The sequence below is a fragment of the Thioalkalivibrio sp. ALE22 genome, from assembly GCF_000381445.1.
GTDB lineage: Bacteria > Pseudomonadota > Gammaproteobacteria > Ectothiorhodospirales > Ectothiorhodospiraceae > Thioalkalivibrio.
The window spans coordinates 154311-177159 of the sequence record NZ_KB906499.1; the positions used below are offsets into that span (position 1 = coordinate 154311).

Annotated in this window: 23 protein-coding genes, 1 tRNA gene and 1 pseudogene; 13 read left to right on the plus strand and 12 right to left on the minus strand. The window is 63.3% G+C overall.

The window, feature by feature from the left end:
• Positions 1–11 precede the first annotated feature (11 nt).
• Positions 12–1361: a DegQ family serine endoprotease gene (locus tag F793_RS0100820; RefSeq protein WP_018881940.1), complete on the plus strand. Its 1350-nt coding sequence runs from the start codon at positions 12–14 to the stop codon at positions 1359–1361.
• 142 nt (positions 1362–1503) lie between these two features.
• Here F793_RS0100820 and F793_RS0100825 read toward each other — a convergent pair whose 3' ends face one another.
• The gene (locus F793_RS0100825) at positions 1504–1941 is read right to left on the minus strand and encodes a molybdenum cofactor biosynthesis protein MoaE (RefSeq protein WP_018881939.1); all 438 of its coding nucleotides are present in this window, start codon (positions 1939–1941) and stop codon (positions 1504–1506) included.
• Between the two features lies 1 nt (position 1942).
• Positions 1943–2176, minus strand: coding sequence for a molybdopterin converting factor subunit 1 (moaD, locus tag F793_RS0100830; protein WP_018876739.1), 234 nt, complete (start codon positions 2174–2176; stop codon positions 1943–1945).
• Positions 2177–2221: 45 nt separating this feature from the next.
• On the opposite strand from moaD, the gene moaC reads away from it, so the two are divergent.
• From moaC to def, 8 genes are all read left to right on the plus strand, one after another.
• Positions 2222–2710: a cyclic pyranopterin monophosphate synthase MoaC gene (gene moaC, locus F793_RS0100835; protein WP_018881938.1), complete on the plus strand. Its 489-nt coding sequence runs from the start codon at positions 2222–2224 to the stop codon at positions 2708–2710.
• A complete protein-coding gene (locus F793_RS0100840; protein ID WP_018881937.1) occupies positions 2707–4887 on the plus strand; it encodes an AsmA family protein in 2181 nt (726 codons plus the stop codon). Before moaC ends, F793_RS0100840 begins: the two co-directional genes overlap by 4 nt.
• 51 nt (positions 4888–4938) lie before the next feature.
• Positions 4939–5997, plus strand: a complete 1059-nt coding sequence (gene mutY, locus F793_RS0100845; protein ID WP_018880981.1) for an A/G-specific adenine glycosylase — start codon at positions 4939–4941, stop codon at positions 5995–5997.
• A complete protein-coding gene (locus F793_RS0100850) occupies positions 5981–6256 on the plus strand; it encodes an oxidative damage protection protein (RefSeq protein ID WP_018866575.1) in 276 nt (91 codons plus the stop codon). The genes mutY and F793_RS0100850 overlap by 17 nt, the downstream gene beginning before the upstream one ends.
• Before the next feature lie 101 nt (positions 6257–6357).
• Positions 6358–6433: transfer RNA gene (locus F793_RS0100855), tRNA-Phe, on the plus strand.
• Positions 6434–6616: 183 nt separating this feature from the next.
• Positions 6617–7216, plus strand: a complete 600-nt coding sequence (locus F793_RS0100860; RefSeq protein ID WP_018866576.1) for a type IV toxin-antitoxin system AbiEi family antitoxin domain-containing protein — start codon at positions 6617–6619, stop codon at positions 7214–7216.
• Positions 7217–7592: 376 nt separating this feature from the next.
• A complete protein-coding gene (locus F793_RS0100865; protein WP_255349400.1) occupies positions 7593–8393 on the plus strand; it encodes a nucleotidyl transferase AbiEii/AbiGii toxin family protein in 801 nt (266 codons plus the stop codon).
• A 65-nt stretch (positions 8394–8458) separates the two neighbouring features.
• The gene (gene def / locus F793_RS0100870; RefSeq protein WP_026280342.1) at positions 8459–9010 is read left to right on the plus strand and encodes a peptide deformylase; all 552 of its coding nucleotides are present in this window, start codon (positions 8459–8461) and stop codon (positions 9008–9010) included.
• Between the two features lie 101 nt (positions 9011–9111).
• Here the strand turns inward: def and F793_RS0100875 are convergent, their stop codons facing one another.
• Positions 9112–9375: a Txe/YoeB family addiction module toxin gene (locus F793_RS0100875; RefSeq protein WP_018866579.1), complete on the minus strand. Its 264-nt coding sequence runs from the start codon at positions 9373–9375 to the stop codon at positions 9112–9114.
• On the minus strand, positions 9368–9628 hold the full coding sequence (locus F793_RS0100880; protein WP_018866580.1) for a type II toxin-antitoxin system Phd/YefM family antitoxin: 261 nt from the start codon (positions 9626–9628) through the stop codon (positions 9368–9370). Before F793_RS0100880 ends, F793_RS0100875 begins: the two co-directional genes overlap by 8 nt.
• Before the next feature lie 176 nt (positions 9629–9804).
• Between F793_RS0100880 and F793_RS13455 the strand changes: the two are divergent.
• Positions 9805–9897, plus strand: a pseudogene (locus F793_RS13455) (peptide deformylase); the annotation flags it as partial.
• Between the two features lie 3 nt (positions 9898–9900).
• Here the strand turns inward: F793_RS13455 and F793_RS0100890 are convergent.
• From F793_RS0100890 to F793_RS0100920, 8 genes are all read right to left on the minus strand, one after another.
• Positions 9901–10320, minus strand: coding sequence for an SRPBCC family protein (locus F793_RS0100890; RefSeq protein WP_018881935.1), 420 nt, complete (start codon positions 10318–10320; stop codon positions 9901–9903).
• A gap of 399 nt (positions 10321–10719) precedes the next feature.
• Positions 10720–10965 carry a hypothetical protein gene (locus tag F793_RS0100895; protein ID WP_018881934.1) on the minus strand — a complete coding sequence of 82 codons (246 nt, stop codon included), beginning with the start codon at positions 10963–10965 and terminating at the stop codon, positions 10720–10722.
• Positions 10966–12265: 1300 nt separating this feature from the next.
• The gene (locus tag F793_RS13465; RefSeq protein ID WP_081618666.1) at positions 12266–13813 is read right to left on the minus strand and encodes an SAM-dependent methyltransferase; all 1548 of its coding nucleotides are present in this window, start codon (positions 13811–13813) and stop codon (positions 12266–12268) included.
• Position 13814: 1 nt separating this feature from the next.
• Positions 13815–14468 (minus strand): restriction endonuclease, encoded by a 654-nt coding sequence (locus F793_RS13470; RefSeq protein ID WP_081618665.1) that lies wholly within the window; start codon positions 14466–14468, stop codon positions 13815–13817.
• A 466-nt stretch (positions 14469–14934) separates the two neighbouring features.
• Positions 14935–15783 (minus strand): DUF3883 domain-containing protein, encoded by an 849-nt coding sequence (locus F793_RS13475; RefSeq protein WP_081618664.1) that lies wholly within the window; start codon positions 15781–15783, stop codon positions 14935–14937.
• A 339-nt stretch (positions 15784–16122) separates the two neighbouring features.
• Positions 16123–16467: a nucleotidyltransferase family protein gene (locus tag F793_RS0100910; RefSeq protein ID WP_018881932.1), complete on the minus strand. Its 345-nt coding sequence runs from the start codon at positions 16465–16467 to the stop codon at positions 16123–16125.
• A gap of 66 nt (positions 16468–16533) precedes the next feature.
• Entirely contained in the window at positions 16534–17514 is a 981-nt protein-coding gene (gene galE / locus F793_RS0100915; RefSeq protein ID WP_018881931.1) for a UDP-glucose 4-epimerase GalE, read from the minus strand.
• 42 nt (positions 17515–17556) lie between these two features.
• Positions 17557–18333 carry a YdcF family protein gene (locus F793_RS0100920; RefSeq protein ID WP_018881930.1) on the minus strand — a complete coding sequence of 259 codons (777 nt, stop codon included), beginning with the start codon at positions 18331–18333 and terminating at the stop codon, positions 17557–17559.
• 252 nt (positions 18334–18585) lie between these two features.
• On the opposite strand from F793_RS0100920, the gene F793_RS0100925 reads away from it, so the two are divergent.
• From F793_RS0100925 to prsK, 3 genes are all read left to right on the plus strand, one after another.
• The gene (locus tag F793_RS0100925) at positions 18586–19221 is read left to right on the plus strand and encodes an XrtA/PEP-CTERM system exopolysaccharide export protein (RefSeq protein ID WP_018880992.1); all 636 of its coding nucleotides are present in this window, start codon (positions 18586–18588) and stop codon (positions 19219–19221) included.
• A gap of 158 nt (positions 19222–19379) precedes the next feature.
• The gene (locus F793_RS0100930; RefSeq protein WP_018881929.1) at positions 19380–20774 is read left to right on the plus strand and encodes a TIGR03013 family XrtA/PEP-CTERM system glycosyltransferase; all 1395 of its coding nucleotides are present in this window, start codon (positions 19380–19382) and stop codon (positions 20772–20774) included.
• A gap of 7 nt (positions 20775–20781) precedes the next feature.
• Complete coding sequence (gene prsK, locus F793_RS0100935) at positions 20782–22833, plus strand: XrtA/PEP-CTERM system histidine kinase PrsK (RefSeq protein ID WP_018876713.1); 2052 nt, start codon at positions 20782–20784, stop codon at positions 22831–22833.
• Positions 22834–22849 lie beyond the last annotated feature (16 nt).

The following is a 22849-nucleotide window of genomic DNA, read 5'->3' on the forward strand; positions in this document are numbered from 1 at the left end:
GAGGAGCGCCCATGCGTCGGCTTGTTCCCCTCCTGATCCTGGCCCTGACCCTGTTCGGGGCCGCACCGGCCACCGCCCAGCTACCGGCCGCGGTGGACGGCCAGCCGCTGCCATCGCTGGCACCGATGCTCGAGCGGACCATCCCCGGCGTGGTCAATATCGCCACCCGCGCCCGCGTGGTGGAGTCGGTCAGCCCGCTGTTCGACGATCCTTTCTTCCGCCGTTTCTTCGATGTCCCCGAGCGTTCGCGTGAACGCGAGCGCCAGGGCCTGGGCTCCGGGGTCATCGTGGATGCCGGGGCCGGCACCATCCTGACCAACAGCCACGTGATCGCCCGCGCCGACACCATCCTGGTCACGCTCTTTGATGGCCGCCAGTACGAGGCCGAGGTGGTAGGCACCGACCCGGCCACCGATGTCGCCGTGATCCGCATCGACGCGGAGGACCTGAAGGCGATCCCGCTGGCCGACTCCGACGCCCTGCGCGTGGGCGACTTCGTGGTCGCTATCGGCAACCCCTTCGGCCTCGGCCAGACCGTGACCAGCGGCATCGTCAGCGCCCTGGGCCGCAGCGGCCTGGGTGGCGCCGGCTTCGAGGACTTCATCCAGACCGATGCCTCCATCAACCCGGGAAACTCCGGCGGGGCGCTGGTCAACCTGCGCGGCGAGCTGGTCGGCATCAACACCGCCATCCTCGCGCGGGGCGGCGGCAACATCGGCATCGGCTTCGCGATCCCCGCCAACATGGCCAGCCAGATCCAGGAGCACCTGCTGGCCGAGGGTCGGGTCGAGCGCGGCGCGCTGGGCGTGGAGATGCAGGACCTCACCCCGGCGCTGGCCCAGGCCTTCGGTCTGGACCTCTCGCAGGGCGCCGTGATCACCCGCGTGGTGCGCGGCTCGGCCGCCGAGCGCGCCGGCCTGGCCCACGGCGACATCGTCCTGCGGGTGGACGGCCAGACGGTGCGCAGCGCGAGCGACCTGCGCAACCGCCTGGGCCTGCTGCGCGCCGGGTCCGAGGTGGATCTGGACATCCTGCGCGACGGGACGGAACGGCAGATCGTCGCGCGACTGGATCGCCCGGAAGAGCGGCGCATCGAGGGGGCGGCCATCCACCCGCGGCTCGACGGCGTACGCCTGTCCGAGACCACAGGAAACGACGGCCGCAGCCGCGTGGCGGTCATCGCGGTGGAGCCCGGCACCGCCGGGGCGCGGGCCGGGCTGCGCCCCGGCGACGTGCTGCTGGCGATCAACCGCCAGCGCATCGAGCGCCTGGCCGACCTGCCGCAGCAACTGGCCGCCCACCAGACCCTGGAACTGCAGCTGCGCCGCGGCAACCAGACCCTCTACCTCACCCTGAGGTAGGTGAGATCACTACCGGCGACGGCTTTTGTGGGAGCGGGCTTGCCCGCGAATGCTCCTGCCAAAGCCGGACGCGGGCGGGGGCTTCGCGGGCAGGCCCGCTCCCACAAGGGCACACCCACAATGCCCACTCCGACCGGTCGGTTCAGAAGCCCGGGGTGTTCTTCTCCACCCAGCGCTGGGTGCCGTCGGTGAGGGTCTCGCGCTTCCAGAACGGGGCCTCGTGCTTCAGGCGTTCCAGGATGTCGCTGCAGGCGTCGCGGGCGGCCACGCGGTGGGCCGACCAGGTCGCCACCAGCACCAGGGCGTCGCCGGGGCGCACGTCGCCCACGCGGTGGGCCACATGCCAGCCCAGCAGCGGCCAGCGCGCCTCGGCTTCGGCGACGATGCGTTCCAGCTCGCGCTCGGTCATCCCCGGGTAGTGCTCCAGGAACAGCCCGGTCACGTCCTCGTCCTCGTTGAAATCGCGCATGCGGCCGACGAACACGCTGGCGGCGCCACGCGCGTTCGCGGGGATGGCCGTCTCGGCCTGCCGGACGATCTCCCAGGGGTCGAAGTCGTCGGTGTGGATCTCGACCGCCACCCTAGCCCCCGGTTACCGGCGGAAAATAGGCGACCTCGTCCCCGTCGCGCACCGGCGTCTCCAGGCTGGCCTGTTCCTGATTGACCGCGGCCATCAGGCGTTCCGGCGGGGCCTCCTGATGGAGGTGCTGCCACAGCCCGCCAACGGTCGTTTCGCCGGCGGGTAGTTCCGCCTCTTCGTTCGGGCGGCCCAGTTCCTCGCGCAGACGCGCGAAATAGTGAACGTGTACGGTCATTCCGGCCCCTGTAAACATGGCTGCGAGTCAAGCATTATAGCCATCATGAACGAATTCACTCACTTCGATGCCGCAGGCCATGCGCACATGGTCGATGTCGGCGAAAAGTCCGTCACCCACCGCGTGGCGGTCGCCGAGGGGCGCATCCATATGCAGCCGGATACCCTGCAGCGCATCCGCGAAGGCCGCCATGCGAAAGGGGACGTCCTCGGCATTGCCCGGGTGGCTGGCATCATGGGGGCCAAGAAGACCGGCGACCTGATCCCGCTGTGCCACCCGATCGGCCTGACCCGGGTGGCCCTGGAGCTGGAGACGGAAGACACCGCCGTGCGCGTACAGGCCACCTGCGAGGTGCACGCGCAGACTGGCGTGGAGATGGAGGCGCTGACCGCCGTGTCCACCGCGCTGCTGACGGTCTATGACATGTGCAAGGCCGTGGATCGCGGCATGCAAATTGATGGTGTTCGCCTGCTGGAGAAACGCGGGGGCCGCAGTGGCACCTGGCGGGCCGAACCGAAAGGAGATTCCGAATGAAATGGATCAAGCGCCTGCTGGGCCTGATTGCCGTCCTGATCCTGCTGGCCATCATCGTGGCCGCGTACCTGCTGGTCACCTTCGATGCCAATGACTACAAGGAGCGCATCGAGGCCGAGGTGCAGGAGGCCACCGGCCGTGAACTGACCCTGTCCGGGCCGATCGGTCTGACCCTGTTCCCCAGCCTCGGGCTGCGCCTGGAAGAGGTGCGCTTCGGCAACGCCGAGGGCTTCGGCGACGAGCCGTTCGCCGAGGTCGATGTGGTGGATGTCGCGGTCGCGGTAATGCCACTGCTGCGCCGCGAGCTGGAGGTTCAGCGCGTGGAGGCCGACGGTGTGCGCCTGAACCTGGCGCGCGACGAACAGGGCCGCAACAACTGGGACGACCTGCTGGATCACGCCGGCGCCGCCCGCGACGAGGCCGTGGGCGCGGATGACGACGAGCGCACCGAGACCGAGACCCGTCTGGCCCTGCAGCGCATCGACGTGGCCGGGATCTCCCTGACCAACGCCCGCGTGCACTGGGATGACCGCGAGTCCGGCATGCAGGCGACCCTGGAGCCGTTCGAGCTGCAGGTCGGGCGCTTCCGCCCGGGTATCGAGACGCGCCTTGATCTGGAGGCGGTCGTGCGTGCCGAGGGCGGCGACCTGGCCGAACCGGTGGAGCTAGCCCTTGATCTGGGCGGGTTGATGAACGTCGACCTGCTCAATGAGCGCTATTCCGTGCGCCGTCTGAACGCGACCCTGGGCCTGGATGGCGGTGGCCTGCCGCGCGCCGTCGGCATGACGCTGGAGAGCGACGTGGGGCTGGAGATGGCCGACGCCATGACCCTGCGCTTCGAACGCCTGACGCTGGGGGTTTCCGATCTGCGTCTGACCGGGTTCGCCGAGCTGTCCGATCTGGATGGCGAAGTGCCGCAGGTGCGCACCGAGATGCGTACCAACACCGTCAACCTGAAGGACGTGCTGACCGACCTGGGCCTGGAGGCGCCGCAGACCAACGACCCCGACGCGCTGGCGCGCGTCGCGTTCGATTTCTCGGCCAGCGGCAGCTTCCAGGCCCTGGAGATGTCCCCGTTCCTGGTGACCGTGGACGACACCATGCTGAGCGGCTCCGCCGGCTGGGATGGCCGCGGTGAGCGCCCGAAGATCACCTTCGATGTCTCCGGCGAACGCCTGAACCTCGACCGCTACCTGCCGCCGGAGGTGGAAGAGGCGCGTACCGACAACGGCAACGGCGAACGCGATGCCGACGAGGACTTCGCCATCGAACTGCCGCTGGAGGCGCTGCGCAGCGTCGACGTGGACGGCCGCGCTGCGCTGGACCGCCTGGACGTGATGGGCATGGTCCTGCGCAACATCGAACTGCAGATCCGGGGCGAGGCGGGCGACTGGAACATCGAGCCGCTGAACGCCGCCGCCTACGACGGCGAGCTGACCAGCCGCCTGCGCCTGGACGCCCGCCACGATGCCCCGCGCTACGAACTGGCCGCCGACCTGCAGGGCCTGGATATTGGCGCCCTGCTGGAGGACTTCCAGGGCGATGACGCGCGGTTGATGGGCACCGGCAACCTGGAGCTGGACATCAGCACCCGCGGCGAGCTGCTGAGCGAGCTGAAAGGGGCCCTGAACGGCTCCGGCAACATGCGCTTCGAGGACGGCGCGGTGCGCGGTATCAACGTGGCCCAGATCATCCGCCGCGCCGAGGCGCGGCTGCGCGGCGAACAGCTGGAAGAGGACGAGCCCAACCAGACCGACTTCAGCGAACTCGCCGGCAGCTTCACCATTCGCGACGGCGTGGTCCGCAACGACGACCTCGCCGCCAGCTCGCCCCTGCTGCGGGTGCGCGGCGAAGGCCAGGCCGACCTGAACGACGACACCCTCGACTACCGCGTGAACACGACAGTGGTAGGCACGCTGGAAGGCCAGGGCGGCCGTGAACTGGACGACCTGCGCGGCGTGACCCTGCCCATCCGCATCAGCGGGACCTTCACCGACCCGAGCTTCCGTCTCGACCTGGAGGACGCCCTGCGCGGTCGCTACGAGGACGAGGCCCGCGAGCGGGTGCGCGAGGAAGAGGAACGCGTCCGCGAACGCCTGGACGAGGAAGAAGATCGCGCCCGCGAGCGCATCGAACGGGAGTCCGACCGGCTCCTGGACCGCTTCCGCAGCCGCTGATCACCGCCGGTGCCCGCCTCCCGGGCGGGCGCCGCCATGCCCGGCCCATCCATGAACGCCTTCGCCGAGCGACTGCTGGCCTGGTTCGACCGCCACGGCCGCCAGGATCTGCCGTGGCAGCACCCGCGCACGCCGTATCGGGTGTGGGTCTCCGAGATCATGCTGCAGCAGACCCGGGTGGAGACCGTCGTCCCCTACTTCCTCCGCTTCATGGAGCGCTTCCCCGACGTGCAAAGCCTCGCGGCGGCGCCGCAGGATGCCGTGCTGCACCAGTGGTCGGGGCTTGGCTACTACGCCCGCGCGCGCAATCTGCACCGCGCCGCGCAGGTGGTGGTCGCGGAGCACGGGGGTGTCTTCCCCGCTCGCCGCGAGGGCCTGGAGGCGTTGCCCGGGATCGGCCGCTCCACCGCCGCCGCGATCATCGCCCAGGCGCATGATGTGCCCGAGGCCATCCTGGACGGCAATGCCAAGCGCGTGCTCGCGCGCCACGCCGCGATCCACGGCTGGCCCGGCAGCCCGGCCGTGCAGCGCGAGCTGTGGGCCGAGGCCGAGGCGCGCACCCCGACTACGCGCTGTGCCGACTACACCCAGGCCATCATGGACCTGGGCGCCCTGCTCTGTACCCGCAGCCGGCCCGACTGCGACGCCTGCCCCGTCCATCAGGACTGTGGTGCCGCGCAGCAGGGCCTGACCGCTACGCTGCCCTCGCCCCGGCCACGCCGCGACCTGCCCACCCGCACCCGCTGGGCCGCTTGCCTGCGCGCGCCCGAGGGCATCGCCCTGGTGCAGCGCGGGCAGGACGGCATATGGGGCGGGCTCTACAGCCTGCCCGAGGCCGAAACCCCCGAAGCCCTGGAGGACTGGGTGCTGGCCCAGTGGCCCGGCGCCGCGCCGGCCGCCACCGATCACGGTCTGCAGCACAGCTTCAGCCACTACCGCCTGGATCTGCGCATCCGCCCCTTCGACCTCCCGGCTGGCGCGTGTGGGATCATGGAAGGCGACAGGGTGATTTGGTATAAACCCGGCACATCACGGGCGGTCGGCATCCCGGCCCCCATCCAGCGTTATCTGCACGACGACAAGGATCCCGGCAATGGCACGAACCGTTAACTGCGTAAAACTCGGGCAAGAGGCCGAAGGCCTGGACTTCCCGCCCTATCCCGGCGAGATGGGCAAGAAGATCTACCTGAACGTGTCCAAGGAGGCCTGGCAGGCCTGGCTGAGCCACCAGACCATGCTGATCAACGAATACCGCCTGACCCCGGTCGATCCCAAGGCGCGCAAGTTCCTGGAAGAGGAAATGGAAAAGTTCCTGTTCGGGGAAGGCTCCGAGAAGCCGGAAGGCTTCGTCGACCCGAACGCCTCCTGATCCGGGCTTTTCAGCGGCGACCGGCCCGGCATGCTTGACGTGGCGGCGCCGGGCCGCTTTAATACCGCCCTTCGTCCGCAGGACGAATCCCCCCGCAGTATGGCCGGGTAGCTCAGTTGGTAGAGCAGGGGATTGAAAATCCCCGTGTCGGCGGTTCGATTCCGTCCCCGGCCACCATTATCTTTCCCGTAGCACCATCCTCCCCATAAGCGTCCGCCGTATCCTGCCCGTGGATACCGTGATCTGCGTCGTATCTGCGACGCCGCACCGTATCCGTCGCTCGCGGTCGTGGACAATCAGGGTGTTTCTTTTTGTCGGTAGTGATTGACTTCTACCGTCATAACGGAACAGCATGCCGGCATGGGCAATAGCGCAGAAGCCATCCTCGATCTCGCGCGCAAACGCGGACTGATCCGGTCGCGCGACCTGGAACCACTGGGCCTGCCAAGAGTTGCGCTGACGCGTCTCGTCCGTCAGGGCATGCTCGCGCGGGTTGCGCGCGGCCTCTATGCGCTGCCGGACCGTCCTGTCTCGGAACACACCGCGCTGGCCGAGACCGCGCGCAAGCATCCGCGAGCGGTGGTGTGCCTGCTCTCGGCATTGCGTTTCCATAATCTCACCACCCAGTCGCCATTCGAGGTCTGGCTTGCCATCCCCAACAAGGCCCGCGCTCCCCGGATCGACTACCCGGCCCTGCGTATTGTCCGCTTTTCCGATCCTCTTCTTGCCGAAGGCGTCGAGGAACACTTGATCGAAGGGGTTCCGGTACGCGTTACCGGTATTGCCAGGACGGTCGCGGACTGTTTCAAGTACCGCAACAAGATTGGCCTGGATGTCGCTCTGGAGGCCCTGCGCGAGGCCTGGAGTGAGAAGCGGGTGCGCATGGACGAACTCTGGCAGTTTGCCAGGCTGTGCCGGGTCGGCAATGTCATGCGCCCTTATCTGGAGAGCCTGACGTGAGTCCCAAAAACCCCGCCGCCTCGGTGCGTGCCCGACTGCTCGAAAACGCCCGAAACCACAAGCAGGACTACAACCTCGTACCAGGGAAACCCTGGTCCATGTACACGCTCGCGCTCGAGTCGCTTTTGCGTGCGAACAAGGCGCGGCGACTGCCGTGCAGTCATTCTGCACAAGGGAGCCGCAACGCCGTTCCCGCGCAAAAGCGGCCGAGCCCCTCGGGGTTGGCACCCCAGGTTCCCCGATCCTGCATTACGCCGCTTGCGGGTAGAGCCACTACCGGCTGCGCACCGCGCCTTGTCTCGGAAAACCTGGGACACCAACGCGAGCGTGTACATGGATCAGGGTTTCCCTAACCCGCTATGCCCTTGAACGGTTCCTGTATCGCCTGAGCACCTCCTCCCATGCAGACCAGTTCCTTCTCAAGGGCGCCTTGCTGTTCGATCTGTGGTTCGACATCCCGCACCGACCGACGCGTGATGCCGACCTCCTGGGCTTTGGGTCAGCCGAGCTGCCACATCTTGAGGCTGTGTTTCGGGATGTCTGTTCGGTGGAGCAGGACGATGGAATCCATTTTCAGGCCGACTCGGTACGGGCGGAGGCGATTCGCAAGGAGGCCAGCTACTCCGGTGTGCGGATCACGTTGATAGGGCTGTTGGACGGTGCGCGCTGTCACACGCAGATCGACGTGGGTTTTGGCGATGCCGTGACACCAGGCCCCGACGCCATCGAGTTCCCGGTGATCTTGCCCGACATGCCTGCCCCCAGGCTTCGCGCCTATCCCCGCTCGACCGTTGTCGCCGAAAAGCTGGAGGCCCTGGTGTCGCTTGGCATCGCCAACAGTCGTATGAAGGATTACTTCGATCTCTGGGTCTTGTCGCGTTATGCCGATTTCGAAGGCGAAATTCTGTACCAGGCCATTCACGCGACATTCGAACGCCGCATGACACCGCTGCCGGTAGGTACCCCGTTCGGCCTGAGCGACGACTTCGCACAGGACCGATCGAAGCAGATCCAGTGGCAGGCATTCCTGAAGAAAAACACCCTGGCACACCTCCCGCTTTCCGATGTAGTAACGGATCTGCGAGCGTTCCTGTCGCGTCCGCTGCGCGCGATCAAACAACGTGCGGTGTTTCGGGAAACCTGGCATGCCGGGCATGGCTGGACGCCTTCCAGCTAACACGCGATTCCATCGCGCATCTCCCGCAGCAGCGGAAGATGCGGCGCCGTGGCACCATCGTTTCCATGAGCATTCGCCGTATTCTGCGCATGGGGCACCCCGATCTGCGTCGCGTCTGCGACCCGGTACCCGACTCGGACTTTGACAGCCCTGGGCTGCACGCCCTGGTGGACGACCTCGTCGATACCATGCACGCCAGCGAAGGCCTCGGCCTGGCTGCTGCCCAGATCGGCGTTCCGCTACGCGTAGCCGTGATCGAGATCCAGCCGGGCAATACCCGTTACCCCGGAGCCGTGCCGACCGGCCGCTTGGTCCTCGTCAACCCGACCGTGACCGTGCTGGACCCAACCCCGCAACGCTACTGGGAAGGCTGCCTGTCCGTACCCGGGCTGCGCGGGGAGGTTGCCCGGCCGCGCCACATCGCCGTGGACTACTACGAGCCCGACGGCACGCCCCGCCACCTGGAACCCGAAGGGTTCCTCGCCACCGTCTTCCAGCACGAGATCGACCACCTCGATGGCACCCTGTTCATCGACCGCGTCACCGACACCACCCGCCTCGCCTTCCTCGACGAATACCGCGAGTTCCACGCGGCACCCTCGTCAAAGCCCACGTAAGCCCGCCCCTGCTGGCCATCCGAATGGGCCCGACTTCCTCCGGCTACTAGGACGGTACCGTCGATCGCCGATACAGGATGCGTCGGTAGTCGACCTCGCACTTAATAGTGATATCGGCAGGAGATGATCGTGATAGACGAATCCTCCACCGCATACACAAGTCGATTGGTGTCATCAATCCGACGCGACCAGAAACCCGCCAGGTTCTCCTTGAGGGCTTCCGGCTTGCCAATGCCTTCAAATGGAGACCGCCTCACGTCTTCTATCAACTTGTTGATCCGCTTCAGGGTCTTCTTGTCCTGACGTTGCCAGTAGAGGTAGTCAGTCCATGCTTCGTCGGTCCAGCAAAGCAACCGACTACTCATCCCCACCTACCAACGCACGCTCGGTCGCCTTTCCTGCCTTGTATTGCGTAATGGACCTGTTGAGGTGCTCTGCATTGGCAGGGGAACGCAAAAGATGCACCGTTTCCATCAGGCTGTTGTAGTGATCAAGCGACATGACCACTGCATCCTCCGAATCACGGCGCGTAATCACCGTGGTGTCGGCATCGTTGACCACCCCATCCAGTACGGCCTTGAGACCGTTGCGAGCCTCGGTGAATGAAACAATCTTCATGGCGCCTCCTGTACCTTGACTTGTACAAGTATAGGCCGGCCGGCCCACATGTACAACCAACTGTGCAGGTTGTGCTATCGCGTCGCCGAGTGAAATACCGGTTACCTGACAGCCACTCGCCTGACGCTGGTGGACCCCGTGTTCACCGCGCGGGGCGCGAGCCTGCTGCCTCGGGCCACCTCGACGGTACCCTGTTCATCGATCGCGTCACCGAAACTACCCGCCTCGCCTTCCTCGATGAATACCGCGAGTTCCACGCGCAGGCGTAGGGATCACGCCCCGTGGAGGCGCGGCCATGCGTTGCGCACCACCTCCGCCCCCAGCGCGTCCAGCAGCGGGTGGGCCGCCAGGCCAAGCAGGCCATCGGTCAGGGGATTCTCCTCGCCGCAGCGCACGGCCAGTTCCAGATGCGTACCGCGCGCGCTCGGCGTCAGCCGGTAGCAGCCCTCGCAGGACAACCCAGCCAGCGCGCGCCAGCCGAGCAGACGCGGCGGGACGGCGACCAGCACCTCCACATCGAAGATCAGCGGCACCCCGGCCACCCGCACACGCCAGCGGTAGCGCTCGGGCCCGACGCAGGTGATGGACTCGATGGCCTCGCTGTAGGCGGCGAACGCCTCCACCCGGGCCATCAGCTCGAACACCGCCTCCGGAGCGGCGTCGATCTCCATCTCGTGGTGGATCACCGACATCGCCCACCGGTCCAGGTTGAAGAAGCGCCGCCGGTCGGACCGACGGCCCAGGCCCGATCAGTCGTGCACGATGATACGGGAGCCCGCGGCGTCGATATCCACGCGGGAGCTGGAGTAGGCGCAGGCCTTCGCGATGTCCTAAAGGGAAACACTGACCCATGTACACGCTCGCGCTCGAGTCGCTTTTGCGTGCGAACAAGGCGCGGTGACTGCCGTGCAGTCATTCTGCACAAGGGAGCCGCAACGCCGTGCGCACACAAAAGCGGCCGAGCCCCTTCGGGGTTGGCACCCCAGGTTCCCCGATCCTGCGTTGCACCGCTTGCGGGTAGAACCACTACCCGCTGCACGCCGCGCCTTGCCTCGGAAAACCTGGGGTACCAACGCGAGTGTGTACATGGGTCAGTGTTTCCCTCCGGGCATCTCATTGAGCTCCGCCAGACGATGCAGCAGGCTGCCGCCTTCACAATCGCGCGGGACACCGTTGTCGTCCAGCGTGCAGCCGAATTCGCCGCCATTCACCGACCAGTCCATGTCGGCCGGCATCTTCAGCACCACCGGCTCCTCGTGCATCACCTGGAACTTCGCCCGCATGGCGTTCTTGCCGTCCTGCCAGTCGAGCACCGGCATGTTGTCTACGCTCCGCATGGTGTGCCTCCTTCGCGATCCCGCGAGGTTGCGACGGATTTCGCCGGGCCGTTTCCTGCCCCTTCCCTTGGACGCTAGACCGCGTTCCCGAGGCGGTCAAAGGTGACCCCGGAAGCGATGGGGAAGAGCTCAACGAGTCGCTCATCATAGGCATGGTGGAATGCTTCACTAGGCGAGAAACCGCTGCGCAAAGGGCAAGGTTTGACCCCAAAGTTCCGAAGGGCAAGGTTTGACCCCAAAGTTCCGAAGTTCCACGTTTCAGAACCGAGCACGTCCAAGCGGAGTGCGGACCCCACAAGCCACACCTCCGCCGCCGTCTCGAGTCTAGAACACCTCAACACCCTTCGCCGGCCTGCGAAGTCCAAAGGTAGACCCCGTGGTCCGCGGCGTGACGTAAGGAGCGTCCGGTTGAGCGGGGGTTTGTCTCAATACCGCTGCTTTAGCCATCTGGTAGCCTCAAACCGTCGCATACACGGCTCGGATCGGACTTCGTTCAAAAGGTCCCAGTAACAAGTTCTCGCGAAGTCACTAGTGACAAACTCCGGGATCACATAGTGATAAGCTGGCGACCCCATTTCGAATTTAACGCTCGCCTTATACTCGGGATTGAGGTACTCGTAGATCCCCCAACGTATATTATTCAATAATTCGGCCAAGGTGCTTGCATGATAGCTAAGAATGTCTGTGTGGAACCGCTCATAAAAGTCACCCAACGCGAGAAGCGCTTGGTCGAGGGTGATTTTGTGGCCGGACTTGTCCAACAGAGACCTTAACGCTTCTGCAAAACCAGCGGACCGAAGGAAACTGTGCTTGGTCACATTTCCGCAGAGTTTTAGAAACTCTACGCGACGCATCTTGAGCTGAGATTGTACGTCAATGCTAGGCATCCACGCCTCTACTTCGATTTCACTATCCAGCCACAAGGAAAACTCCTCCGCGCACCGTCTGAGCTCGGAGACTGAGTCGTGGGTCCCAAAGTTAGGGGCACTAGATATTGAACGCAACCCGCCTAAGAAGGAAACCTGCTGAACCGGCAGTTTTCGATCAGTGCGTGAGAGGAAATCCACCAACAAAACATTGAAGTAACGCTGATGAATGTGGGAGTGGAGTCGGACTTCTGAATCCGGGTCATTTCCTCGAAGATCGAGCAACGAAAAGTTGACCATGTCGTCAACAATCTCCCACGCGCCACGTAGAAGTACGATTTCGTCGTCGGCTGTTAATGGGTGATCAGACATAACGCCGCGCTCACCGGCAATTTTGGAGCGCAGCGGAAAAATTGTCCGAGTGCAGCGCTTTGTTATGTACTGCTTGCACGCTTGTATCCCGTGGCCTTCTCGGCAATTCCGAGACTAAGTTGACCATCAGCGTTTGTCGTCTCCCTAGATCCTACATACTCCATATATTCATCCAGTAACCCTAAATATCTGGCTACTTCTTTTAAGGAAAGGCGCCTTAGTATTTCAGCAGTAATTGGTCTTTTCTCTTCCCAAAAAATGCTCGCATCGTAAAATTTTCTAGCCGGTTCAGACATAAGGAGAGAGTGTACGAATTTAGCTTCACTCTCTGTCTTAAATGAAAGAAAATTGACGGTGTCGTCGAAGATAACCGGCTTTCCATCAATTGGACCAACCAGACAAAAATTTAATTTTTTGTATAGCCCTGATATCGCCACTTTCCAAGGAAGGAAAGTGTATCCCCCAACACCAAAGATGGAAAACTTTGGCTTTCCACGGTATATCGAGCTTTTTCTAGAACTCAATAAATCAGCATGGTTTTCGAGATACTCGTATGTTTTAGGAGCCTCAAATTTTATTCTATCGGTATTTTCACCTACAGATCTTTGGGTAACCACTACCCAGCGTCTGCAAATATCTGTTCTTGAGTTACCAATATCGGAGCTCTTCAGAAGTGGGTAAACGAATGTCGGCTCAATATCTATTTTAGCTTTGAAGCCATTCTCATAAGCCTCGTTCTGCTTGGCTAGCTCCATAACTTTCGAGCAATCATGTTTTACTCCTGAGCGCCAAATATAGACTGAATCTTGGCCGCGAAGACTTCTGTATTTTTCATAGGTTTCGATATCTCTGACGACAAAACCATCCCTTTCCCCAATGATATAGGCTGGCTGAGTTGCGTCGAGACTGTCAAAAACCTCACAATCCGCATTGCCTACATCGGTTGTAAGAACAAACAAACATGCGTCAACAGCAGCCGAGAAGTACGTCATCGCGTCAATTGAATAGATATGCCCAAAGAGACGATGCTCCTTGTTTTGGCGTAACCTGCGCATAATTTTACGCGCGACGGAATACTTACATAGCATTGCCAACGCGCCATCATGCTTTTCCAGCCAGTCAACATGCCGAAGCAGCATCCACTCAGATATATCAAAATTACCTGAACCTGTGATAGCTTCGATCCCACGTCGTCCTTGGAAGTTAGTTTTTTCGGGCAGATTTTCGCTATTGAGAATGCCTAATTCACTGCTAGTCACCCATGGTGGATTACCGAGAATTAAAAGGCTGCCTTTATTTTGATTTAGCACTTCTTCCCAATCTAATAGAAAGAAGTCACCTTGCTTAATAGAAACTCGTTCGGCCTGGTCTGGGTCAATTGAAGCTCTAGCATCCGAAACGTACTCTGGACTTACTTCATACGCTACGACTTTAGATTCAGTGAAACCACTTAAAGCAGCTCTCACAAATGCGCCTTTTCCGCAAGTTGGCTCAATTATCAAATCGGGCGCAATATGATGATTCCTTTTTAGAACTTCAACGACCCGCGTGGCTAGGTCGGTTGGAGTTTGAAAATCACCAAACTGCCATTTGTCTAATGTCTTTGCCATATCATCTAATCCTTAGAACGCCGTCGACGTCACCGGCCTTGTCGATAACTCTTCGATATTGAAGCCTCCACTGCAAAGCATTAGATATAGTTAAATACCCAATCCTGGGCGGATGTTTAAGGATTCTCTCTGCCAGATCGTTTGCACTAATTTCGTCAAGTGGGAGATTTCTTTCAACCAAAAATGCACTGATATCATCAAGATTCCCATCTCTATCGAGAATATCTACAAGTCCTTTTGTCGTCTGATAATCAGCGGTTGCATGTTTCTCAACGAAAATGGTGTGCTTCATATCCAGCCTGCCAGTGCGATTCTCGTGATCGTCATACTTCTCGTAGACAAATACAAGCAGACTGTATCCCAACCCATAAACTTTTTGAGTGGCCGACTTGAAAGGGCACGATGATTGAGGCTGTTTAATGCTTGTAACCTTTATATCCACGCCCAATCCTGGCAAATCAATGCCCGATGCAGAGTTGCCTTCTTGATAAGAGTAGTTCTCAGCAAGGTAGGCTGTAAATTTGTGCTCCAGGTAAGTTCCGACCGCCTTTCCGTCAGTAACCCCATATAGCGTAGGCTCGTCATACTTGGTCTCAATTTCCGAGAATTTCGCAGCCTCTTTGCCAAGCTGATCAATAGTTAATTCTTTCTTCATGTTACCTCTGGTGTGAGTTGTACATAACAGTAGATCAGACAGAATCTGTGATATGGGTGATATACAGATTCTGCATATTATCCGGGCGTTCGCTTGTCTCTGGTACGGCACCAAAGAAAAACCATGCGTTTAGCATGGTAGTTGGCGTGGCGTCGAGTGGCAGGGAGCCTTAGCCGCCAGGACGAACAACATTCGGCTCGTGGTCAACGACGGGATCATGGGGTCAGACCTTGCCTTTTGCCCCTCCCGTTATACGGGGGAAAAGGCAAGGTCTGACCCCTGCGATCGACCCCGACCCCCCCTGCGATCGACCGCCGTCCTTGCAGCGGTCAAAGGTGACCCCGGATGCGATGGGGAAGGGCTCGCGCCGTGCGTCACCGACGCCATGGTGGAATGCGTCAGCAGGTGGGGCACCGCAGGGCAGAAGGCAAGGTTCGACCCCGAAGTACGACACATTCATGAGTTTTCATCTAAGTCTCGCTATGAATTCAGACGGCTCGAGTTTGCATCGGTCTTCAAGCCGACCGTGCAGCGTGAATAGGCGTGGAAATTCGCGAAACATAAACAATCGATAAAGATGATAACTTGATGCATTTCTATCGGAAAATCGGAGCTCATTCGGCGTTACAAAGAATGGTGTGTTCTTCCCGTACTTCGTTGTTTTTGCTTCGATGAACCGGTCCGTTCCGTTGGTCTCGTATGACCTTATATCGAAGCCAGCTGACGGGCCAACTGTAGCTGAGACTTGTTCGACGCGGTCCGCGAGTTCCTCTTTTCCACACCTTATAAGTCGGGCGCGCTCGAAATTTATAATGAATTTCTCTCCGGCATCTCCCAATGATTGGTTCCGGGATTCTCGTTCGAGGTAGTTAACGCCGCTAGGATTGTAGAGGCCACTCGTTTCTGCGACGGCCGCAGATTTGTGAACATCAGGCGTCGGCGGGTCTTCCCAAGCGCTAAGAAGGTCGTCAACAGACGGTATGGGGGGTGTAGCCTCTGAATCAGCAGCAAACAGAGCTTGGAATTCTGTGTGTTTCTTAAGGAATTCGGAGACAGCAGATGGAAGGAGGGAGCGCTGATAATTAAAGCGCGGCTTGTAGCCGGAAATATATGGTATTCCCATTTCAATTAGAACGGCGCTGATGTTCTGGTGTTTTAATTCTACCGAACCTGCAGAGCGGTTTTTGATTTTCGCCATCAAAGCTTTGCGATGCTCGGTCTTGTTATAACGATGACCCAAGAGCTCGAGGCGGAGCATTTGGAAGTAAGCCGCGACGGCAGCTTCGACCTCGTAATCTGACCAGTGATTAGCCATGTCAATACGTCAATCTAGGCATGAGGACCAAATAAATTCTTTGATTTTGGTGAGAATTGGTATCTTCGCATGGTCGCGATAGCTCTCGCCTTCGTCGCTTCCCTCACGCTAATCCTAACGCGAGGCGGTGGTGGGGAAAACTGGGTTTGCGGTTGCGCAAGAGGAAAGGTCGCGGAAAAGATTTACGGAGGCTGATTGGTAGAGAGGCATCGCCCAAATAGAAGTTCGCTTTTGGGGATGGGTAAGTTCCAGGATGATCTCAGTGCTCTGATGCTATCAGGGGCGCCAGTGCTTTCGCGAACCGGCCGAGCGCCTTGCCGAAACTGTCGTGGACGGTGGTCAAAGCGGGATTCCCTCGCTCTCGATTTCCTTGCGCAATTCATCGCTGACCTCGGTCATGTCAACCAGGTCGAAGGTGTAGAGGGTGCGCAGGTCCTCGATGCGCCCGCGGAGTCGGCCCCAGTCGCTGATTGAAACCTGCCTGGCAGGGAGTACGGCGAGGTCGATATCCGAGTTCCACCGCGCGGTGCCGCGTGGCCACGACCCGAACCAGAACACCTGTGCGTCTTTGCCGAACTCTTCGCGCACGAGTTCCGCGGCCGCATGCGCGAGGCTGGTCACGCGTTCGCGGGGCGGGAGGGCCTCTGCCGTGTTGCCGGTGCTGGCGTGGAGGGTCGATGCCATGTTTCGGACCGCCTGGGGCTTTGGTTCGACTATAGCATTCGGTCCTCAATGCCTGGGAGGCGCGGATCAGGCGGTCTGTAGCGCGGTCTTCTGTTCCCAGGCGAGGGCGTGGCGGACGATCTGGTCGAGGTCGGCGTATTGCGGTTCCCAGGCGAGGGTCTGGCGGATGCGGCGGGCGTCGGCCATCAGGGTGGGCGGGTCGCCTTCGCGGCGCGGGCCGAGGGTGACGGGGAAGTCCACGCCGCTGGCGCGTTTCACGGCGTCGATCACCTCGAGCACGCTGTAGGCGTGACCGTAGCCGCAGTTGAGCACCTGAGAGTCGCCGCCGCCGTCGAGGTGTTCCAGGGCGCGGACGTGGGCGGCGGCCAGGTCTTCCACGTGGATGTAGTCGCGTTCGCAGGTGCCGTCGCGGGTGTCGTAGTCGGTGCCGAATACGGTGATGCCGTCGCGCTGGCCGGTGGCGGCCTGGCAGGCGACCTTGATCAGGTGGGTGGCGTCGGGCGTGGCCTGGCCCAGGTGGCCGTCGGGAGCGGCGCCGGCCACGTTGAAGTAGCGCAGGCTGACGTAGCGCAGGTCCGAGGCGGCGCCCAGGTCCATCAGCATGCGCTCGGACATCATCTTGGAGGCGCCGTAGGGGTTGATCGGCTGCAGCGGTGCGTCTTCCGCAACCGAGACGGTGTCGGGGATGCCGTAGACCGCGGCGGTGGAGGAAAACACGAAATGGCGCACGCCGGTATCCGCACAGGCCTGCAGCAGATTGAGGGTGTTGCGGGTGTTGTTGCCGTAGTACTTGAGCGGATCGGCGACCGATTCGGGCACGACGATATGCGCGGCGAAGTGGAGCACGCCGTCGAACCCGCGTTCTAGGGTGTCGCGCAGGCCTTCGGTATCGGCCAGGTCGCCGACCACCAGCTCGGCATCCCCCACGGCCCAGGCGTGGCCGGTACTGAGGTTGTCGTACACGGTGACCGTGTGCCCCGCCCTGCGCAGGTGCTGCAGGACATGGCTGCCGATATAGCCGGCCCCGCCCGTTACCAGCAGTTTCATCCATCGCCCCCGGTCGCTGTGGATTGGGGCTGGCCGGGCGCGTCAGGGGTCGGATGGTGCCGGGTGACGGCCGTATTGCCAGCGATACCACAGAATACCGAGGTACTCGTGCATGGCGAGCCAGCTCGTGCGCATGGCGTTAGCCTGGGGTTTGAAGGCGCCTAACGACAGCCGCGTGTCATGCGCGACGAACGCCCCGGTCGGTGCCGGGATGGGTTCCAGCCCGGCGCGCTCGAACGCGGCCGTGGCGCGCGGCAGGTGGTGGGCATGGGTGACCAGCAGGACGCGTTGCAGGCCGTGTTCCTGCAGCAGCGCGGCCGAGTGGCGGGCATTGCCTTGCGTGTCGCGCGCCTGAGGTTCCTGCCACACCGGCGATACCCCGAACTCCTCCAGCACCTCGGCCATCCAGCGGGCCTCCGGTTCCCGATCGTCCGGGCCGCCGCCGGTGGCGACCACCGGCAGGCCGGTGCGCCGGTGCAGGGCCGCGGCATAGCGCAGGCGCACCAGGGCCAGGTCGTTCACCGTCTCGCCGGAGAACTCGACGGCACCGCTGCGGTAGCCGGCGCCCAGCACGACGATCGCCTCGGCGCGTTCCAGCGCCGCCGCGTCGGGGGGTGACCACGGCGCCTGCAACGGGGCCATCAGGGCGTGGCTGACGGGCGGGAGGCTGAAGGCGTAGGTCAGCAGGAGCCCGGTGATCAGCAGCGCCTTGCCCGCGAGGGTGCGCATCAGCAGCAGGCCCGCCAGGGCCAGCAGCAGCGGCCCGCTGGGCGGGAGCAGCAGCCAGTCGGCCACAAAACGCAGCGACAGAAAATCCACGGGGCATCCTTGTTGGCGGTAGCAGGACGGCCCGGCGACGCCGTAACGCGAACGTTAGTCAGGAGCCGCCGGGAATGAAGGCCTTACGTGGACTCTGTTCACATCCGGGGCCTAACATCAAGTTGCTTGTGGAATCCGGTATTCCCGGTAAGCGTAGCCAGGTATCGCGGCCTTCGGGGTGCGGTGCGGGCCCGGTTCCCGGTCGGGTGAAGCCTCCAAACAACCGCCAGAAATGTCCAAGGGGGAGTCGCGATGTCCCTGATCCATGCTTCAAAGGTCGGGCCGAAGTTCGGGTTCGCCTTCCTGCTGCCGGCCCTGATCCTGGGCGGCTGCGCCACGACCGATTTTCCGGATGCCCCGACCTCCATCGAGCGCACGGTGATCGAGCAGTACATCATCGGTCCCGGGGACTCCCTGCAGGTGTCTGTGCGCGGCAACCCGGATCTCTCCACCAACGTGTCTGTGCGCCCGGACGGGCAGATCACCACCCCGCTGGTCGAGGATGTCCAGGCCAGCGGCCAGACGCCCACCGAACTGGCGCGGGCGATGGAAGAGGAGCTCTCCCGGTTCCTGCGCGATCCGATCGTCACGGTGATGGTGACCGGCTTCGCCGGGCCCTACAGCCGCCAGATCCGGGTGATCGGGCAGGCCGCCGAGCCGCAGGCGCTGCAGTACCGCGAGGAGATGAGCGTGATGGACGTGATGATCGCGGTGGGCGGTATCACCGACTTCGCGGCCGGCAATCGCGCGGTGATCGTGCGCAACGAGGACGGCGAGCGCAAGCAGTACCGGGTGCGCCTGGACGACCTGGTGAACGGCGGCGACATCTCGGCCAACGTGGACATGCTGCCCGGCGACACGCTGATCATTCCGGAACGACGCTTCTGACGAGCCCGGGGCGCGACGGGCGGGTTCCGGGCGCGCGGCGCTGAGGCGCCGCCGGGGAATCGTCGCCGCCACGCTGCGGGATCGGGGACGGTAGACATGGACCCCCTGACAAGGACGCACAACCCCGCTGCGCAAGCGCCTCGGCGAGAGGGCTAGTCGTGCGCATCTTCGGCCACTACATACGCCGCCGCGTGCTGATGCTCGCGACCGCGGAACTGCTGGTGGCGTATCTGTGCCTGTATCTGGTGCTGAGCCTGCCGCCCTTCCAGCCGGAGGCCCTCAGCCTGCTGGACCCGGAGCTGGTGGCGGCGACGCTGGTCGTCCTGCTGGTGCTCACCCTGGCGGGCCTGTACGAGTCGGACTATCTGGCCACCCGCAGCACGCTGCGCTCCCTGTTGCGCCTGGTGCCGGCGCTGCTTTTCGTGGGCGGGCTGCTGCTCCTGTATGGGGCCCTGGTGCCGGCGGCACTGTTTTCGCCAACGGCGGTCGGCGGCGGGGTGCTGCTGTTGCTGACCGGGCTGGTTGCCGAGCGCACCCTCTGGTGCAATTTCTCCGACGCCGACGCCTTCAAGCGCCGCATCCTGGTGCTGGGTACCGGCAGCCGGGCCCGCGCGATCGAGACGGTCCACCCGGACAAGGCCCCGGACGACCTGCCGTTCCGGGTGCTGGGCTACATCGCCACCGAGGGCGAGAAGGACTGCCCGCAGGATCCGGCGCGCCAGTTACAGCTGGGCTGCGATGCGAGCCTGCTGGAGATGGCGCGCGAGTTTCGGGCCCACGAGATCGTGGTCGCCATCCGCGACCGACGGGGCAACCTGCCCGTCCGGCAGCTGCTCGAGTGCAAGCTGAACGGGGTGGCTGTCACCGATGTGTCCAGTTTCTTCGAGCGTGAACAGCAGCGGGTGCAACTGGACTCGCTGAACGCCAGCTGGCTGATCTTCGGCGAGGGGTTCCGCCAGCACTGGTCCCGCAACGCCATCAAGCGGACCTTCGATGTGCTGGCCAGTTCGACGCTGCTGCTGGCCACCCTGCCGGTGATGCTGGTCACCGCCCTGGCCATCAAGCTGGAAAGCCGCGGCCCGGTGTTCTACTGGCAGACGCGCGTGGGGCTGGGGAATGTGCCATTCGAGGTCTGCAAGTTCCGCAGCATGCGCGAAGACGCCGAAGTCGATGGCGTGGCGCGCTGGGCGGTGCGCGACGACGACCGCGTGACCCGCGTGGGGCGCATCATCCGCAAGCTGCGTATCGACGAGCTGCCGCAGGTGATCAACGTGTTTCAGGGCAGCATGTCGTTCGTCGGGCCGCGCCCGGAGCGGCCCGTGTTCGTCGAGCAACTGACCGAGCAGATTCCCTATTTCCCGGCGCGTCACTCGATCCGCCCCGGCATTACCGGTTGGGCGCAGGTGCGCTACCCCTACGGGGCCTCGGTCGAGGACGCGCGGCAGAAGCTGCAGTACGACCTGTACTACGTGAAGAATCACACCCTGTTCCTGGATGTCCTGATCCTGATCGAGACGGTCAAGGTCGTCCTGTTCGGCCGCGGCGCGCGCTGATCCCGTAATGACCAGTGTTCCCCTGGCCGCGATCGGCTACCTGACAGCGGCACTGGCGTTCCTGGTGCTGGCGGTGGTGACCCTGGTGCGCTGGCGCAACCGGCCCTCGGGCCTGTGGGTGGTCCTGGCCGCGTTGCTGTCGGTGGGCTGGGCGGGCTACCTCGGTTTTCTCGCCTGGCAGTACGGGACCAGCGCGGCGATCTCCGGCGGCGTGATGGAGGTGGCCCGCAATGCCGGCTGGTTCGCGCTCCTGCTGGCGTTGCTCGCGGGCAGTGGAAGCCGCCCGGGGGTCGATCCGCGCGCCCTGCGCTGGTGGGCCAGTGGTGTTGCGGCCTTTCTGCTGTTCATCCTGGTGCCGATGCTGTGGCCGCAGTTGCTGGGCGCGATCTGGCCGGGGCTGGCCACATTGCTGATGGCGATCGCCGGGCTGGTGCTGGTGGAGCAGGTCTACCGCAATACGCCGCCGCAGAACCGCTGGGAGATCAAGTTCCTGTGCCTGGGTCTGGGCGGCCTGTTCGCCTTCGACCTGTTCCTGTTCGCGGACCTGGTGCTGTTCCAGACCATCGACAGCCCGTCCTGGCAGGCCCGCGGGTTCGTGAATGCGCTGGTGGTCCCGCTACTGGCAATTTCGGTGAGCCGGCGCCTGCCGCAGCGCGAGGGGCCCACGGTTTCGCGCCACCTGCTGTTTCACACCGCGTCGCTGATCGGGGCCGGGCTGTACCTGCTGGCGGTCGGCGGCGCGGGCTACTACCTGCGCCACCACGGCGGCGACCTGGGTGCCCTGCTGCAGGTGACTCTCCTGTTCGGGGCGGTGCTGCTGCTGGCGGTGGTGCTCTTCTCCGGCAGCGTCCGCGCCCAGCTGCGGGTATGGCTGGCCAAGCACTTCTTCAACTACCGCTACGACTACCGCCAGGAATGGCTGCGCTTTACCGGAACCCTCGCGCAGACCGATGACGAGACCCCCTTCCGGCAGCGGGCGATCCAGGCCATCGGCGAGCTGGTCGAGAGCCCCGGTGGCCTGCTCTGGGTCCATCGCGACGACGGCCGCTTTGCCCTCGACGGCGTGCTGAACCTGGGCGAGCCGGAGTACCCGGCGCTGGAACCGGACGACCCCCTGGTGGCATTCCTGATGCGCTCCGGCTGGGTGATCGACATCGACGAGTTTCGCCGCGATCCGGCGTTCTATCACGGGCTGGAGCTGCCGGCCTGGCTGGTGGACAACCCTCGCCACTGGGCCGTGGTGCCGCTGCTGAAAAGCGATGGCCTGGAGGGGTTTGTCGTGCTGGCCCAGCCACGTGCGCGGCATCGCATCGACTGGGAGGAGCGCGACCTGCTGAAGACCGCGGGCCGCCAGCTCGCCGTGTACGTGGCGCTGGTCCAGACCGACGAGGCCCTGCTGGAGGCGCGCCAGTTCGAGACCTTCCATCGGCTGGCGGCGTTCCTGGTCCACGATCTCAAGAACGTCTCTGCCCAGTTGTCCCTGATCAGCGCCAACGCCGAGCGCCACCGCGACAATCCCGAGTTCGTGGCGGATGCCTTCCGCACCGTGGGCCATGCCCGCGAGCGCCTGGAGCGCACCCTGGCCCAGCTGCGCAAGGCCCAGCCGGGGGCCGACAGCCCGCGTCAGGCGATCGAGGTGGACGCCCTGCTGGAGGAGGTCGCGCACGACAGCCGCGAGGTTCGGCCGGTGCCCCGGGTCACGGTCGAGGCCAGCGCCGGAGTCCTCGGAAACCGCGACGCACTGCGGAATGTGCTGCTGCACCTGGTGCGGAATGCACAGGAGGCCACGCCGGATAACGGCGATATAACCATGACCCTGAAAACCCGGGATCAATGGGCCATCATCGAAATCGAGGACAACGGGGCGGGCATGGACGAGGACTTCGTCCGGCGGCGGCTCTTCCGCCCCTTCCAGACCACCAAGGGAAACGCCGGCATGGGCATTGGCCTGTACGAGGCCCGGGACCTGGTGGTCCGGATGGGTGGGCGGATCGATGTATCCAGCCGCGTTGGCGAGGGGACCGCCTTCACGCTGCGTCTGCCACGGTACGGCACATGAGGCGTCTTCGTGCCGT